14 protein-coding genes are annotated in these 16,316 nt (G+C 27.0%); 10 read left to right on the top strand and 4 right to left on the bottom strand.

Annotated features, from left to right (window positions below; all coding sequences use genetic code 11):
* Positions 1–20 precede the first annotated feature (20 nt).
* Both KYD98_RS07315 and KYD98_RS07310 read right to left on the bottom strand, forming a co-directional pair.
* The gene (locus tag KYD98_RS07315) at positions 21–1,298 is read right to left on the bottom strand and encodes an N-acetylmuramoyl-L-alanine amidase family protein (RefSeq protein WP_219778955.1); all 1,278 of its coding nucleotides are present in this window, start codon (positions 1,296–1,298) and stop codon (positions 21–23) included.
* A gap of 412 nt (positions 1,299–1,710) precedes the next feature.
* Positions 1,711–3,267, bottom strand: a complete 1,557-nt coding sequence (locus KYD98_RS07310) for an ABC-F family ATP-binding cassette domain-containing protein (RefSeq protein WP_219778954.1) — start codon at positions 3,265–3,267, stop codon at positions 1,711–1,713.
* Between the two features lie 489 nt (positions 3,268–3,756).
* Here KYD98_RS07310 and KYD98_RS07305 point away from each other — a divergent pair, with 489 nt between their 5' ends.
* On the top strand, positions 3,757–4,731 hold the full coding sequence (locus KYD98_RS07305) for a calcium/sodium antiporter (protein ID WP_219778953.1): 975 nt from the start codon (positions 3,757–3,759) through the stop codon (positions 4,729–4,731).
* Between the two features lie 456 nt (positions 4,732–5,187).
* Positions 5,188–5,613, top strand: a complete 426-nt coding sequence (locus KYD98_RS07300) for a GNAT family N-acetyltransferase (RefSeq protein ID WP_258049678.1) — start codon at positions 5,188–5,190, stop codon at positions 5,611–5,613.
* A 130-nt stretch (positions 5,614–5,743) separates the two neighbouring features.
* Here KYD98_RS07300 and KYD98_RS07295 read toward each other — a convergent pair whose 3' ends face one another.
* Both KYD98_RS07295 and KYD98_RS07290 read right to left on the bottom strand, forming a co-directional pair.
* On the bottom strand, positions 5,744–6,208 hold the full coding sequence (locus KYD98_RS07295; protein WP_219778952.1) for a threonine/serine exporter family protein: 465 nt from the start codon (positions 6,206–6,208) through the stop codon (positions 5,744–5,746).
* A gap of 4 nt (positions 6,209–6,212) precedes the next feature.
* The gene (locus KYD98_RS07290) at positions 6,213–6,977 is read right to left on the bottom strand and encodes a threonine/serine exporter family protein (protein WP_219778951.1); all 765 of its coding nucleotides are present in this window, start codon (positions 6,975–6,977) and stop codon (positions 6,213–6,215) included.
* A gap of 331 nt (positions 6,978–7,308) precedes the next feature.
* Here KYD98_RS07290 and glyA point away from each other — a divergent pair, with 331 nt between their 5' ends.
* The 8 genes from glyA (at position 7,309) to KYD98_RS07250 (ending at position 16,257) form a co-directional block, all read left to right on the top strand.
* Positions 7,309–8,544: a serine hydroxymethyltransferase gene (gene glyA / locus KYD98_RS07285; RefSeq protein ID WP_219778950.1), complete on the top strand. Its 1,236-nt coding sequence runs from the start codon at positions 7,309–7,311 to the stop codon at positions 8,542–8,544.
* Between the two features lie 688 nt (positions 8,545–9,232).
* Positions 9,233–10,402, top strand: coding sequence for an ABC transporter substrate-binding protein (locus KYD98_RS07280; RefSeq protein ID WP_219778949.1), 1,170 nt, complete (start codon positions 9,233–9,235; stop codon positions 10,400–10,402).
* A gap of 16 nt (positions 10,403–10,418) precedes the next feature.
* Entirely contained in the window at positions 10,419–11,312 is an 894-nt protein-coding gene (locus KYD98_RS07275; protein WP_219778948.1) for a branched-chain amino acid ABC transporter permease, read from the top strand.
* Between the two features lie 3 nt (positions 11,313–11,315).
* Complete coding sequence (locus KYD98_RS07270) at positions 11,316–12,371, top strand: branched-chain amino acid ABC transporter permease (protein WP_219778947.1); 1,056 nt, start codon at positions 11,316–11,318, stop codon at positions 12,369–12,371.
* A 3-nt stretch (positions 12,372–12,374) separates the two neighbouring features.
* Positions 12,375–13,145, top strand: a complete 771-nt coding sequence (locus tag KYD98_RS07265) for an ABC transporter ATP-binding protein (protein ID WP_219778946.1) — start codon at positions 12,375–12,377, stop codon at positions 13,143–13,145.
* Positions 13,138–13,848 (top strand): ABC transporter ATP-binding protein, encoded by a 711-nt coding sequence (locus KYD98_RS07260; protein WP_219778945.1) that lies wholly within the window; start codon positions 13,138–13,140, stop codon positions 13,846–13,848. Before KYD98_RS07265 ends, KYD98_RS07260 begins: the two co-directional genes overlap by 8 nt.
* Positions 13,849–14,202: 354 nt before the next feature.
* Positions 14,203–15,123, top strand: a complete 921-nt coding sequence (locus tag KYD98_RS07255; protein ID WP_219778944.1) for a metallophosphoesterase — start codon at positions 14,203–14,205, stop codon at positions 15,121–15,123.
* Positions 15,124–15,321: 198 nt separating this feature from the next.
* Positions 15,322–16,257 carry a dipeptidase gene (locus tag KYD98_RS07250; protein WP_219778943.1) on the top strand — a complete coding sequence of 312 codons (936 nt, stop codon included), beginning with the start codon at positions 15,322–15,324 and terminating at the stop codon, positions 16,255–16,257.
* Positions 16,258–16,316 lie beyond the last annotated feature (59 nt).

The raw sequence follows: 16,316 nt of genomic DNA, 5'->3' as shown, positions 1-16,316 counted from the left end.
AGATCTACCATTTTAATTGCCTAATCTACTTTTGTACCATCAGCTTTAGCATTATTGTATATGTTAATAGCTGTGTTTAATGCAGTAACAGCATCTGTTACATCTTGTTCAGTGACAGCTGAAGTTTTAGCATTTGTTGCTGCAGTAATTGCTGTATCTAATGCATCATTAACTTCTTGAGTTACCCATTTAGAAGTTGTAGATACATCAGTTCCATCAGTACTTATTACTACATCAACTTTAGCAGCAGCAGCAGTTGTTAAAGCATTGTCTATTGCAGTTTTATCCAATACTGGAACATATTTCACGATTGTTCCTATTGTAATTGTTCCATCAGCTGCTATTGTTACATCTATTGTTGCTTCATTATTTAAATCATCTGTTACTGTGATTTTTGAAGTTCCTTCACTCACTGATGTAATAGATATTTTACCTTCTACTATTGTTACAGCTGCACCAGTAGTACTAGTTGCAGTTGTTCCTACTAGTCCTAAAGTTTCTTCATTATTTAATAGTGAATCATTTGTTGTAGCTTTAAATATTATATTTACTCCTTCATTAGTAAACTTGTTATCGCCACAATCTGGCTTGTCTCCTACGATTGCACCACTTTCATCAGCTGTATAGTTTTTACCTTCAAGTTCGATAGTTCCAGTTTTCATTTCACCACTATCAGCAAGGATGTATGTCTTACCATTTACTTCAACTATGCCAGTTAGCATTGTGCCAGATGAATTTGCAAAATACCATTTACCATCTTTGTCTTTGATCCAACCAGTTCTCATAGCACCACTATCTGCAAGGTTGTACCATTTACCGTTTGAATCCTTTAACCAACCAGTTTTCATAGCACCACTTTCATCTAGGTTGTACCATTTTCCATCAGTATCCTTCAACCAACCAGTTCTCATAGCACCATTAGAATCTAAATTATACCATTTACCATCTTTATCTTTGATCCAACCAGTTCTCATAGCACCATTAGAATCTAGATTATACCATTTACCATCTTTGTCTTTGATCCAACCAGTTTTCATGGCTCCAGAATTATCTAGATTGTACCATTTACCGTCTGAGTCTTTTAACCAACCAGTTTTCATAACACCATTATTATTAAAATAATACCAAGTTCCTTTAATATATTTCCAACCTGTTGCCTGAGTACCATTTTCTAACCAAGTCCAATTATTTTGTGAATCTTGTTTCCATGTAGCATTTGCTCCTGTTGGAAATGCAGTTGAGATTATAGCCCCTACGATAGCAATAGATATTATTTTCTTTAATTTTTCTACTCTCATTAATAACTCTCCTCTTTTGTTAAATTTTGTTAGATAAAAGATTGAATTAAAAATATTTCTTTTTTATAATTGCTTAATTTAAATATAAAATTTATATATACTTTACTAGTAAGCCTCCCCCGTGCTTACCTTGTGATTAAATAATATAATATTCTGAATTTAAAGACAATATTAGATTTATGGAAACGAGTTTGATTTGTGGTTTTTATGTAAAATTTAAGTATATTAAAAAAATAAAAAAATAAAAAAATAAAAAGTTTTTAATTAAGTAATGAAATAATTTAAGTAAGATATACATTTGAAAATTTTTTTATATAGTTAGTACTTATATTTATTAGAGTTTTATACAAAAAGGAGACTAAATAATTATCCTATTTAGCCTCCTTTAACATACTATTTATATTTATCTTATTTAAACAATCTTAGTTGTCCAATCTTCACAATTCCAAGTTTCAGTAATTATGTCTCTATAAAACTCAGGTTCATGTGATACAAGAAGTATTGATCCTTTATATCCTTTTAATGCTCGTTTAAGATCTTCTTTTGCATCAACATCTAAGTGATTAGTAGGTTCGTCTAGTATTAATATGTTTGTTTCATTATTTATTATTTTACAAAGTCTAACTTTGGCAGCTTCTCCACCTGATAAAACTCTTATTTGAGATTCTAATTGTTTTGTTGTAAGGCCACATTTAGCAAGTGCTGCTCTTATTTGATATTGAGTAAATCCAGGGAATTCTTGCCAAACTTCATCTATACATGTATTTTTATTATCAGTTCTATCTTCTTGTTCAAAATATCCTATGTATTGATAATCACCTAAATGGACTTCACCACTTAATGGTTTTATTATTCCAAGTAAACTCTTTAAAAGTGTTGATTTACCAAGGCCATTAGCACCAACTAAAGCAATTTTTTGTCCTCGTTCCATATATAAATTTAAAGGTTTTGTAAGAGGGGAGTCATATCCTATAACCAAATCTTTAGTTTCAAAAATAACTTTACCTGAAGCTCTAGCAGATTTAAAATTAAATTCTGGCTTTGGTTTCTCTTTTGATAATTCAATTATGTCCATTTTATCTAATTTCTTTTGTCTAGATTTAGCCATATTAGCAGTAGCAACATTAGCTTTATTTCTAGCAACAAAATCTTCTAATCTAGCAATTTCTTTTTGTTGTTTTTCATATGCAGCTTCTAATTTCTTCTTATTTTCTTCATATATTCTTTGGAATTCATTATAATCTCCAACATATCTAGTTAATTTTCTATCTTCTACATGATAGATTAAATTAACTACTGAATTTAAAAATGGAATATCATGTGATATTAAGATAAACGCATTTTCATATGATTGAAGGTATCTTTTAAGCCATTCTATATGTTCTTCATCTAGATAGTTAGTAGGCTCATCTAAAAGTAATATGTCAGGAGTTTCTAATAATAATTTTCCTAGAAGAATTTTAGTTCTTTGTCCTCCTGATAAGTCATCTACATCTCTATCAAGACCTAAATCTAAAAGTCCAAGACCTTTAGCAACTTCTTCAACTTTTGGATCAATAACATAAAATCCATTATGATCAAGCATATCTTGAATCACAGCAGTTCTTTCAAGCATTTTATTTAGTTCATCTTCAGTACAATCACCCATTTTTTCATATAATGAATTCATTTCTGCTTCTAATTCAAAAAGATATTTAAAAGCATCTCTTAAAGCATCTCTTATAGTTTGCCCTTTAGTTAAGGCAGCGTGTTGATCCATATATCCAACTCTAACATTATTTGACCAACTTACTTTACCTTCATCTGGTTGAAGCTTTCCAGTTACTATATTCATAAATGTTGATTTACCTTCACCATTAGCTCCAATAAGTCCAACATGTTCTCCTTTTAATAATCTAAATGAAACATCTTCAAATATGGCTCTATCGCCAAATCCATGATTCATCTCTTTAACAATAAGTACGCTCATTTGTTTTTTGTTACCTAAAACTTATAAAAGTATATAAAAATTTAGATTATATAAATTTTATTTCTACCTTATATAATGTTACTTATTTTTGGTAACTTTCTCCTTTCTCAATGTATTAAGTATTTTAATAATACTTGACGCTGTAACATGCGTTTTATTTTTATATGGTTTATCCATATTATTTATTAGGAAATAGTGAATGGCTAAAAAATCAACTCTACACAACTGCTTAGCGATTTTTTTTATTAAATAATTTTATAATGATATAAACATAATAATCTTTAATTAGTTTAAGTTATATAAACCCTTTATGTCAAAGTAATTTTTATAAAAATAAATAATTTATTTGCTATTTATTTAGTATGTTTAGGCACATGAAAGAAAATAATAAAAAGAATAAATCTTTGTAACTAATGTTATAAATTCGATAAAATAGTAAATACATGTTATTATAAATTACAAATAGATAAATTAGAAAGGAACAAAAGAATGAATTACGTATTATTATTACTTGGATTTGTATTGTTAATAAAAGGTGCTGATATATTTGTAGATGGAGCTTCAATAATAGCAAAGAAGTTAGGAATTCCATCTGTTATTGTTGGGCTTACAATAGTTTCTTTAGGAACAAGTGCTCCAGAATTAGCAGTAAGTTTAATTTCTGGGATTAATGGAAATAATGAGATAGCAATAGGAAATGTTATTGGATCTAATATTTTTAATATTCTTATTGTATTAGGTGCAACAGCAGTTATATCTCCTTTAATAATTAAAAAATCTAATATAAAGTCGGATTTTATAATAAATACACTTGTTACTATATTTTTATTTATAGTAACATTTGATAGTTTATTGAGTATAAAAAATAACTATATATCAAGATTAGATGGATTAATATTAGTTTTTATATGTTTATCATATATAATATTTTTAATAATAAAAACTAAAAATAATCACGGATCAGAAGAAGTTAGCGCAGAGATTAGTGAAGAAATTATAAATGCAAATATTTTTATTAAAATTATAACAATGATAATTGGAGTATCAGGTATAATTATTGGAGGAAATTTAGTTGTAAGTTCAGCGACCAATATAGCATATTTATTAGGAATGAGTGAAAAATTAGTGGGATTAACTATTGTAGCAATAGGTACATCTTTACCAGAACTTGTTACATCTATAGTAGCAGCTATAAAGGGAGAGAATGATATAGCAATAGGGAATGTATTGGGTTCAAATATATTTAACATAGTTCTTATATTAGGCTTATCATCATTGATTAATCCAATACCAGTTAATGCAAGCCTATTTATAGATTTTATAGTATTAATATTAATCAATTTGTTTATTGGGATATTAATATTTATCAATAAAAATAGAGATAAAAAATTATCAAGAATTGAAGGTATTATATTAGTGTGTTTATACGTTGCTTATATGTTATTCATAATTAAAAGGAACTAGTTGATAAAGTTTTGTTATCTAAAATATAAGTTTTTGTTTTTCTTATATTTTAGATAACTATTTTTATTTTCAAGAAATTATATAGATCTAAATTTAAGATGATTTTTGTACATATATAAAGAAAATTTAAGTACATTTGTATGTTTTAAGAATATTCAATATATAAAAAAGCGTAATTCAATACTTATTAATAAGTACGAGTGTCAATTATAATAATGACATAACTAATATATAATATCATTAAAGGAGTTAAATTTTAATTTAGCTCAAAAATGGAGGAATATAGTTATGGAAAATATACAATTAAGAAAGGCTAAAAAAGAAGATAGTAAAAAAATTGCAAATCTAATATATTATACGGAGACAGTACCAGAAGATGTTTGAGGAGGAGCTACAGAAAAAGAATGTATTGAAAATCTTGAAAGTTTAATACTAACAAAGAAATCAAGATATAGTTTGGAATATATTACAGTAGCAGAAAGATTTGGAGAAATATTAGGTGTTATAGTACTTATACCATCTAATAAATTAGAAATATTAAGTATGAATACAGATTTTAAATTAATTAATAAATTTCAGGGATTAAAAAATAAATGTTTTTTTATATTAGATTGTATAAAACTTATAATATGTAAGGAATGTGAAGAAGGGGAATTATATTTAGCTAATGTTGCTACATCTACAAAAGTGAGAGGACTTGGTGTAGGGAAAATATTAATGGATTATGCTGAGAAAATAGCAAAAAAAAATAAGTACTATGGGATTTCATTATTAGCTAAAGATGAAGAAGTAAGTAGTTTTTATAAAAAGTTAAATTATAAGACTATTTTAGATAAAGTTATTTTAGGTGAAAGATTCATAAAAATGGCAAAAGCTTTTTAGTTTATATAAATATGTTAGAATATATTTTAATAAAGTATTAATAGTATAGTATAAAGAGATTTCGAACCCTCAGTTAAAATTTATTTTTGACAGAGGGTTCGAAATCGTTAATTCTGTTTATATGACTAAATTATTTTTTTATATAATTATTTGTATGAAACTCTTTTTTTATTTTTCTAAAGTTAGTTATTTGCCTAGTTATTGTTGAAACAAATATCACGCCCAATGCTAATGTTCCAGCACTTGCTAATGTATGAAGACCTAATTCAAGAGATTTTATAATATCTCCAGTTACAGATTCGTACATTGTATAATACATCCCAGCACCAGGAACTAGGGGGATTAGTGCACATACTACTAATGTTGTAACAGGTGTTTTTAGTATTCTAGCACAAATTTCTGAATAAGTACTAAAGCTTATTGAAGCTATAAATAATGAAAGGGTATTGCTAACATTAAATTTTATTAAAAATGAATAAACAAACCAGCTTAATCCTCCACCAATAGCTGCAAAAACAAGGTTACGTCCTTTTATATTAAAAATTATTCCGAAACCAAATGAAGCTACAAGGGCGAATAAAGTTTCATAAATCATTTTTTTAGATACCTCCTAATTTATTTATAAATATACTTAAAACTGCACCAGAACCCACAGCAATAGACACAGCAACTAAAAATGCTTCAGAAATTTTAGTTATACCTGCAAGAAAATCTCCTGCTATAGTATCTCTAATTGCATTAGTTATTGTTAAACCGGGAACTAGAAGCATTAAAGAACCAATAATTGTTTTATCAAGATTATTATTAAGATTAAATTTTATAAGTATTATAGTTAATAATGCACATACTCCTCCACATAAACAATTTATAAAGAATTCATTTAAATTTAAGTTTTCACATTTAATAAAGATTATTTTTATTATTAGTCCAATTAATGTTGCAGCAAAAAAATCCTTATAGTTACCACCAAAAAGTATAGCAAATGATCCTGCTGATATTCCAGACCAAATTAGAGTAAAAAAGTTAGAATATCTATCTCCTTTAGCAATTTTAATAAGTTCTTTATTAAAATCATCAAGAGTCATTTTGTTAGTTTGAGTTCTTCTTGAAAGAGTATTAATTTTATCAATTTTATTTAAGTCAACGCCTCTAGAAGTAACTCTTTTAACCAATGTTAATACTTGATTTTTATGAGTTACTGATACCATAACGCCAGTAGGAGTCACAAAGCTATCAGCTTCATCAACGCCAAAAGAAGTACATATTCTGCAAATAGTTTCTTCAACTCTGTAAGTTTCAGCGCCACTTTCAATCATTATTTTGCCAGCAAAAGTAGAAATTTGTAGCAATTTATTTAAATCCATAATTTTATTCCTCTCATATGAACTATGTAATAAATATTAATTACTTAATGATTTTTATACAATTTTTGTAATAATAAAGCTGTTAAAAACAAGCTATAATCATACAGAGAACAACTTAATGAAAGTATTATAACACAAAGTTTTTTTAAATTCTTTAGTAAATTACAAAAAGTTAAATCTTATGGATAAGTTATATTTTATTATATGTAACTTTAATTGTTATTATAAAAAATGGTTGATAAATTTAGTCAGAAAACTTATAATTATATAATATATTATTAAAAAAACGTAATTTTGTTTAATAATGTATAATAAATTTTGGGGTGATAAAATGAATTTTGAAAACATACAAAGACAAGATAATGAAATTTATGGACTAATTGAAAAAGAATTAGTAAGACAACAAAAAGGAATTGAATTAATAGCATCAGAAAATATTGTAAGTGAAGCAGTTATGGAAGCAATGGGTTCATATTTAACTAATAAATATGCAGAAGGATATCCAAGTAAAAGATATTATGGTGGATGTTATGTTGTAGATGAAGTTGAGGATATAGCTCGTGATAGAGTAAAAGAATTATTTGGAGCAGAACATGCAAATGTTCAACCACACTCAGGATCACAAGCTAATATGGCAGTATACTTTACAGTTTTACAACCAGGAGATACTGTACTTGGTATGGATTTAAGTCATGGTGGTCACTTAACTCATGGTTCACCAGTTAATTTTTCAGGTAAGCTATTTAACTTTGTATCATATGGAGTAGATAAAGAAACAGAAGTTATTAATTATGATACAGTAAGAGAACTTGCTATTAAGCATAAACCAAAATTAATAGTTGCAGGTGCAAGTGCATATTCAAGAGTGATAGATTTTGAAAAATTTAGAGAAATATGTGATGAAGTTGGAGCATATTTCATGGTAGATATGGCTCATATAGCTGGACTTGTTGCAGCAGGAGTACATCCATCACCAGTACCATATGCAGATTTTGTAACATCTACAACACATAAGACCTTAAGAGGTCCAAGAGGTGGATTAATTCTTTGTAAAGAAAAATATGCTAAGGATTTAGACAAGAACATATTCCCAGGAATGCAAGGTGGACCATTAATGCATATTATAGCTGCAAAAGCTGTATGTTTTAAAGAAGCATTAGATCCAAGTTTTAAAGAATATATTAAGAATGTAGTAGAAAATTGTAAAGAGCTAGGAGAACAACTTTCTAAAAGAGGATTTAAATTAGTATCAGATGGTACTGATAACCATTTAATTCTTGTAGATTTAAACAATAAAGACATTACTGGAAAAGATGCTGAAAAGTTATTAGACGAAGTTGGAATTACTCTTAATAAAAATACAGTGCCAAATGAAACAAGAAGTCCTTTTGTAACTTCAGGTGTTAGAATAGGTACTGCAGCTGTAACGACAAGAGGTTTCAAAAAAGAAGATATGGAAGAAATTGCCGCAATAATTAATGATACTATTGAAAATAAGGATGGAGACTTATCACCATTTAAAGCTAGAGTTGAAGCTTTATGTGATAAATATCCATTATATAAATAATTAAATAATTTTAATTATAAGAGATAGTTTTAAGTGACTTTTTACTTAAAACTATCTCTTTTTTATGGCGCCAATATGGTCATATACTATAATGGCTTAAAATTTGCTATTAGTTAATGATAATATTAAATGAATTGAATAAAGAACTTAGAAAAAGAGAAGATAAATATTTAAAGATATGCAGATGATAAGAATAGATATGTTAAAAGGAAAAAGATTAGCTTTTATTAGATGTAAATCTATGATAAATCTGAAAATAATTAAAACTTAAAGTAAATAACCAATACATACAATTAGTAGGATTTGTTGATTTAATTCAAACATATAAAATCATTAAAATTTAATAATTTTATATAAGAAAAATATTTTAGTTGTAACTCAGATAAATACACATGTAATTTAAATAAGAATATTTATGAATACGTTTTACTTATTGTGTCATGTATTGACACAATAAGTCATATCATATAATATAATTATAACTTTAAAATTATCAAAAATTGTCATTATTTTTTAATAAATTACTAAATGTTAGGGCTAATTATTAAAAATAACAAATTATTTCCAATGCATACTTTTAAGATATATATAATATTAAAATATAGTTATTGCAATTCTCTGTAAAAATATATTTTGATTAAATATATCAAAGTATTTACATTTAAACTAATATTAGGAGGATATTTTTATGAAAAGAAAAATTTCTTTGCTTTTGATTTTGGTTTTGTCAACTTCAATGATTTTAGCAAGTTGTACTTCTAAATCAAATTTGAAAGCAAATGTAGATAGTGATGTAGTTAAACTTGGAGTATTTGAACCTATGACAGGTGCTAATGCGGCTGGGGGACAACTTGACTTAGAGGGAATAAAACTTGCTAATGAACTTTATCCAACTGTTCTTGGTAAAAAAGTAGAGTTGGTTTTTGCAGATAATAAATCAGATAAAATTGAAGCTGCAAATGCAGCTTCTAATCTGATAGAACAAGAACATGTTAATGCAATTATAGGAAGCTGGGGAAGTGGTAACTCTATGGCAGCAGGAGATATTGTACAAGAAGCTAAAGTTCCAGCTGTAGGAGGTTCATGTACAAACCCTTTGGTAACTGCAGGAAATGATTATTATTTTAGAGTATGCTTTATAGATCCTTTTCAAGGTACTGTTATGGCAAAATATGCAGCAGGAAAATTGCAAGCTAAAAAAGCAGCAATAATTCAAGAGGTTTCTAGTGATTATTCAGTTGGTATATGTAAATTTTTTATTGATTCATTTAAAAAGCTTACAGGTGATGAGAATTCAATTGTAGCTAAAGCAAATTATAATTCTGGAGATCAAGATTTTACAGCTCAACTTACAAATATAAAAAGTAAAAATCCAGATGTAATATTTGCTCCAGGTAATTTTACGGAAGGAGCATTAATAGTAAAACAAGCAAGAGAATTGGGAATAACAACTCCTATAATAGGTGGAGATACTTGGGAAACACCAGAATTTGTTGATATAGGAAAAGATGCGGTAGAAGGATGTGTATTTTCAACCTTCTTTTCAAGTGAAACTCCGATAACTGAAGAAACAAAAACATTTCTTAATGCCTATAGAAAAAAATATAATAAGGAACCATCAGCAGTCACAGCTTTAGCTTATGATGCTTATTTATTAATATTAGATTCAATAAAAAGAGCTAACTCAATAGATCCTGTAAAAATAAGAGATGAAATATCAAAAACAAAGAATTTTCCTGGTGCGGCAGGAGTAATTACAATAGATGAAAATAATAATGCGATAAAAGATGCGGTTTTAAAAGTAATAAAAGATGGTAACTTTACTTATTTAGATACTATAAAAGCAGAAGAAGAATAAATTAGGAGATGACTATATGACATTAAGTACATTTATGCAACATTTAACAAATGGAATTTCATTAGGAAGTTTATATGCACTTATAGCTATAGGCTACACAATGGTGTATGGAATATTAAAACTTATAAATTTTGCTCATGGAGATATATTTATGATGGCTGCTTACTTCGCATTTTTTGGAGTAGCTACTTTTAATCTTCCTTGGTATTTTGCTTTCTTAATAGCTATAATTATGGCTGGAGCACTAGGAATGTTAATAGAATTTACAGCGTATAGACCACTCAGAAGTGCACCCAAAATATCTATTTTAATTTCTGCTATTGGTGTTTCATTCTTACTTGAAAATTTAGCAGTTGTTTTGTTTGGAGGAAAACCAAAAGCATTTCCAACACCAGAAATTTTAACAGATGTAGTTGTTATTGGTGGAGTCTCTATACAAAAACTTACATTTGTAATACCTTTAGTAACAATAATATTATTATATGCTTTGTTACATTTGGTTAATAATACAAATATTGGTATGGCTATGAGAGCAGTATCTAAAGATGTTGAAACAGCAAGGCTTATGGGAATCAATGTAAATAGAATAATTTCATTTACTTTTGCTATAGGTTCCATGTTGGCTGCAATAGGTGCTATTATGTGGTCTGTTAAATATCCACAAATAGTTGCTCTTATGGGAGTAATTCCTGGACTAAAGTGTTTCATAGCAGCAGTTATAGGTGGTATAGGAGATATAAAAGGAGCTGTTATTGGAGGTTTTATTCTTGGTATAGGTGAAATTATGATAATTGCTTTTCTTCCAGGATTAACTGGATATAGAGACGCTTTTGCATTCATACTTTTAATAATAATATTGTTATTTAAACCTACAGGAATAATGGGAAAAAATTTAACAGAGAAGGTGTAACATATGAAAAAGAGAAATAAACTTTTAAATATAGCTCTTATTGTAATTATATTTTTACTATTATTAGCTGCAAGTAATAACTTAGGTTCTTATAAAATTAGAATTTTAAATTTATGTGCAATATATACGGTTCTTGGACTTAGTATGAATTTAATAAATGGATTTACTGGACTATTTTCATTAGGTCATGCTGGATTTATAGCAATAGGTGCATATACTTCAGCACTTCTTACTATGTCTGAAAAAGTTAAAACTCAGAATTTTTTTATGGAACCTTTAATATCACCATTGAATCATATATCAATTCCATTTTTTCCAGCATTAATTTTAGCTGGAATTATTTCAGCAGCAATAGCATTTTTAATAGCTGCTCCAGCTTTAAGACTTAAAGGAGATTATTTAGCTATTGCTACCTTAGGTTTTGCAGAAATCATAAGAATAGTAATCAATAATATTCAAAATTTAACTAATGGTGCTTTAGGTTTAAGAGGTATCCCACATAAAACGAATTTATATTGGAGTTTTGGAATAGCAATTATAACAATAATAATAATAACATCACTTATAAATAGTTCTTATGGAAGAGCATTAAAAGCTATTAGAGAAGATGAAATAGCAGCTGAGAGTATGGGAATAAACCTTTTTAAACATAAAGCAATAGCATTTACTGTTGGAGCTTTCTTTGCAGGTATTGGAGGGGGTCTTTTAGGAAATTTACTTGGTACTATAGATCCTAATATGTTTAAATTTGTTCTTACTTTTAACATACTTCTTATAATAGTTATTGGAGGTATGGGAAGTATTACTGGTACAGTAATCTCAGCTTTTGTTGTAACAATTTTAGGTGAAGTTTTAAGATTTTTAGATATGGAAAAACAATTTGATTTAGGATTTATAAGTTTTACCGGTATACCGGGTCTAAGAATGGTTATTTTCTCAATTTTACTTATGATAATAGTATTATTCTTTAGAAAAGGTATTATGGGAACTAAAGAATTAACATGGGATAAAATATTTAAAGTTTTTAATAAAGGAACTTTAGAAGAAAGGGGGAAATAGATAATGGCATTACTTAAAGTGGAAAATGCAACTATGCAGTTTGGAGGTCTTACTGCAGTAAAAGATTTTAATCTTGAAATTAATGAAGGCGAAATAGTTTCTTTAATTGGGCCAAATGGAGCAGGAAAAACTACTGCTTTTAATATGATAACAAATGTCTATACCCCTACAAAAGGTAAAATAATTTTTAACAATATAGATATAACTGGAATGAGACAAGATATTATAACTCAAAATGGTATAGCAAGAACTTTCCAAAATATAAGACTTTTTAATGATTTAAGTGTTTTAGATAATGTATTAATAGCAAATCATGTTCATATTAAATCTAACTTTATTGAAACAATGTTAAAATTACCAAAGTATAAAAGAGAAGAAAAACATATGGTTGAAAAATCTATTTCATTACTAAAAGAATTAGGACTTGAAGATTTAAAGAATGAAAAAGCAAGTTCTCTTCCTTATGGTAAACAAAGAAAACTTGAAATAGCAAGAGCTTTAGCAACTAATCCAAAGCTTCTTCTTCTTGATGAACCAGCTGCTGGTATGAATCCTACAGAAACAGATGAATTAACAGAATTTATTAAGGAAATAAAAGAAAAATTTAAATTATCTATATTTATGATAGAACATCATATGAATATGGTTATGGGATTATCAGATAAAATACAAGTTTTTGAATATGGAATAACTATAGCTAAAGGAACACCTACTGAAATACAAAATGATAAAAAAGTTATAGAAGCTTATTTGGGGGTATCTGAAGATGATTAAAATAGATGATTTGGTTGTAGCATATGGTGGAATAGAAGCTTTAAAAGGAATAAGTTTAGAAGTTCCAAGTGGGAAAATAGTAACTTTAGTAGGAGCTAATGGAGCAGGTAAAAGTACTACATTAAAATCTATAGTTGGTCTTGTTAAACCTAAAAGTGGTAATATAGATTATGAAGGGACAGACTTAACAAAAATTAATACTGAGAAAATGGTTAAAAAGGGTATAGCCTTAGTTCCAGAAGGAAGACGAGTTTTTGCAGATCTTACAGTATTAGAAAATTTAAAAATAGGTGCTTATTCTAGAAATGATCATCATGGTATAGAAGAGGATTTAGAAAAGGTATATGAACTTTTTCCTAGGTTAAAAGAAAGAACTTGGCAAGCAGCAGGTACTCTTTCAGGTGGAGAGCAACAAATGCTTGCTATAGGAAGAGCTCTGATGTCTAGACCTAAATTAATAATGATGGATGAACCTTCTTTAGGACTTGCACCTATAATTGTAAAAGAGCTATTTGAAATTATAAAAAAAATTAATAAAGAAGGTATGACAGTACTTTTGATAGAGCAAAATGCAAATGCAGCTTTAAAGATAGCTGATATAGGATATATTATGGAAACTGGAAGAATAATATTAACGGGAACAGGAAAAGAATTGTTACATAATGAAGAAATTAAGAAAGCTTATCTTGGAGAATCATTATAACATACATTAAATATTAATAGGATTATATAATTTAAAGAATATAAATTGAATAATCAATAGAAATAAAGTAATATATTATTTCTTGAAATATAAATAATATAGAGACTGTAATAAGAATTAAGTTATAATAATTTTTATTACAGTTATTTTTTGTTTATATGATATATGTTCTAATTAAGTTATTTATAATCTTTTATAGAGTTTTACAGGTCTGAAATTCTAATTAAATATCTAATAAAACTTGTTATAGTGGCATTTCTTTTTCTTTTAAGAATTGATAAAATCAAATATATTTTATCAATTTTTCTTTTTATTCATATAATAAAAAGAATTAATTTATGCTAGGTTAGGAGTATGGTAGATAAATTTATAGAGAGAATATCAAAAAATGGAAAGGTAGTAGAGTTTGATAAAAATTCTAAATTGGTATTTATAAGTGATGTTCATAGAGGCGATGGGGGCAATGCTGATTCTTTAAGAATAAATAAGAATATATATAAAGCTGCTCTTGGATATTATTTTAGAGATGGATATAAATTAATCGAAGTAGGAGATGGTGATGAATTATGGAAAAATAAAAATTGTTTAGACATTTCATTTCATTATAAGGAAATTTTTAAGATATTAAATAAATTTAATAAAGATAAGAGGTTATACTTAATTTATGGAAATCATGATATGATAAAATCAAATCCAGATTTTGTTTATAAACAGGAAAAAGTTTTCAATAAAGTCGGTCATGGTATTGGAAAAGAATTATTAGAATTATATAATAATGTAACATTTTATGAGAGTATTATACTTAGATATACTCCAATGAAGAAGGATATACTTGTTTTTCACGGTCATCAAGTTGATTTTATGAATTGTCAGCTTTGGAAAGTGAGCAGATTTTTAGTACGATATTTATGGAGATTTTTAGAAGGTATTGCTGGTTTTAAGGCTCCAATAAGTCCAGCTAATAATTATAACAAAGGTAGTAAAATTGATGATATATTAGATATAATTTCTAGAAGACAGAAAAAAATGTTTATATGTGGACATACCCATAATGATATATTTCCACAAGTAGGGGAAGGTCTGTATTTTAATGATGGTTGTTGTGTATTTCCATCATCAATAACTACTATTGAGATTGTAAAAGGAGAAATTTCTTTGGTAAAATGGAGTATAGAAGTAGATGAAAATAATAGTTTATATATAAAAAGAGAAAAAATTAGAGGTTCAGAAAAAATAGAAAACTACCTATATTATGCAGATAGACTAAAAATTTAAACTATCTTTTAAAATCAAGTTGATATTGTATATAAACAAAGTTCTTAGCATCAGTGCAACTAGTTTTCATTTGAGGGTTAGAAAAGTGTTATTCATGATTGTGCAATTGTTATAGAATTTACAGATGTTACATATCGGATAAAGATTATAGATAGGGGAATTTGCATTATATATTTGAAATGGAGGAGGTAACTAACTGTGAAGTTTATTGATTTACATTGTGATACAGCAAGTAAAATATATTATAATAAATTAAATTTTGAAAATGATATATGTAAGGTTAATATTGATAAATTGAAAAAAGGAGAGTCATTAGCACAAGTATTTGCTTTTTTTATTGATCAGGATATAACAAAATCACCTTATGAAGAGTTTATAAAACTTTATAATAATTTTAAATTAGAAATTAATAATTATGTTAATGAAATAAAAATAGTAACAAATTTAAATGAATTAGAAGAATGTAAAAAAAATAATAAAATAGGGGCCTTTTTATCAATAGAAGAAGGAGAAGTAATTCAGGGAGAAAGTCAAAAATTAAGAGAAGTATATCAAAAAGGAATTAGAATATTGACAATCACTTGGAATTATCCTAATTCTCTTGGATACCCTAATGCAAATTATAAATATAAAAATTATGGATTAACTCAAAGGGGAATAGAACTTATTAAAGAAGCAGAAGAATTAGGCATGATACTAGATGTATCACATTTATCTGATGAGGGATTTTATGATTTGGTTAGATTTTCTAAACAACCTTTTATAGCTTCACATTCTAATGCTAGAGAGATAACTAATCATCCAAGAAATTTAACTGATGAAATGATAAAATTATTAGCAAATAACGGAGGAGTTATGGGAATAAATTTTTGTTCTGATTTTTTAGGAACAGAAAAAATATCTTCATTAGAAGAAATAATAACCCATATAAAACATATAAAAAATATTGGTGGGATTGATGTTATAGCACTTGGTAGTGATTTTGATGGAATAGATAATGAAGTTGAAATAGAAAATTGTTCAGAATTTAATAAATTATATAAATATCTTAAAATTAATGGATTTAAAGAGTCTGAAATAGAAAAAATATTTTATAAAAATGCTTTTAGAGTTTTTAATGATGTATTAAAATAATGCTATGTTTAAAAACAAAGATTTTTTTGAGAAAGATATAATGAAAAGGAGAAGAGGAA

The organism is Clostridium weizhouense (assembly GCF_019431045.1).
Classification (GTDB): Bacteria; Bacillota; Clostridia; order Clostridiales; family Clostridiaceae; genus Clostridium; species Clostridium weizhouense.
The sequence above is the reverse complement of the archived record's forward strand: the minus strand, read 5'-3'. Positions and strand labels throughout refer to the sequence as shown.

Excerpts from the sequence above, each read along its gene's own strand:
- KYD98_RS07280 (WP_219778949.1), top strand. The coding sequence starts at position 9,233 with ATGAAAAGAAAAATTTCTTTGCTTTTGATTTTGGTTTTGTCAACTTCA.
- KYD98_RS07310 (WP_219778954.1), bottom strand. The coding sequence starts at position 3,267 with ATGAGCGTACTTATTGTTAAAGAGATGAATCATGGATTTGGCGATAGA.
- KYD98_RS07315 (WP_219778955.1), bottom strand. The coding sequence starts at position 1,298 with ATGAGAGTAGAAAAATTAAAGAAAATAATATCTATTGCTATCGTAGGG.
- KYD98_RS07295 (WP_219778952.1), bottom strand. The coding sequence starts at position 6,208 with ATGATTTATGAAACTTTATTCGCCCTTGTAGCTTCATTTGGTTTCGGA.
- KYD98_RS07265 (WP_219778946.1), top strand. The coding sequence starts at position 12,375 with ATGGCATTACTTAAAGTGGAAAATGCAACTATGCAGTTTGGAGGTCTT.
- KYD98_RS07270 (WP_219778947.1), top strand. The coding sequence starts at position 11,316 with ATGAAAAAGAGAAATAAACTTTTAAATATAGCTCTTATTGTAATTATA.
- KYD98_RS07290 (WP_219778951.1), bottom strand. The coding sequence starts at position 6,977 with ATGGATTTAAATAAATTGCTACAAATTTCTACTTTTGCTGGCAAAATA.
- KYD98_RS07260 (WP_219778945.1), top strand. The coding sequence starts at position 13,138 with ATGATTAAAATAGATGATTTGGTTGTAGCATATGGTGGAATAGAAGCT.
- KYD98_RS07305 (WP_219778953.1), top strand. The coding sequence starts at position 3,757 with ATGAATTACGTATTATTATTACTTGGATTTGTATTGTTAATAAAAGGT.
- KYD98_RS07255 (WP_219778944.1), top strand. The coding sequence starts at position 14,203 with ATGGTAGATAAATTTATAGAGAGAATATCAAAAAATGGAAAGGTAGTA.
- glyA (WP_219778950.1), top strand. The coding sequence starts at position 7,309 with ATGAATTTTGAAAACATACAAAGACAAGATAATGAAATTTATGGACTA.
- KYD98_RS07275 (WP_219778948.1), top strand. The coding sequence starts at position 10,419 with ATGACATTAAGTACATTTATGCAACATTTAACAAATGGAATTTCATTA.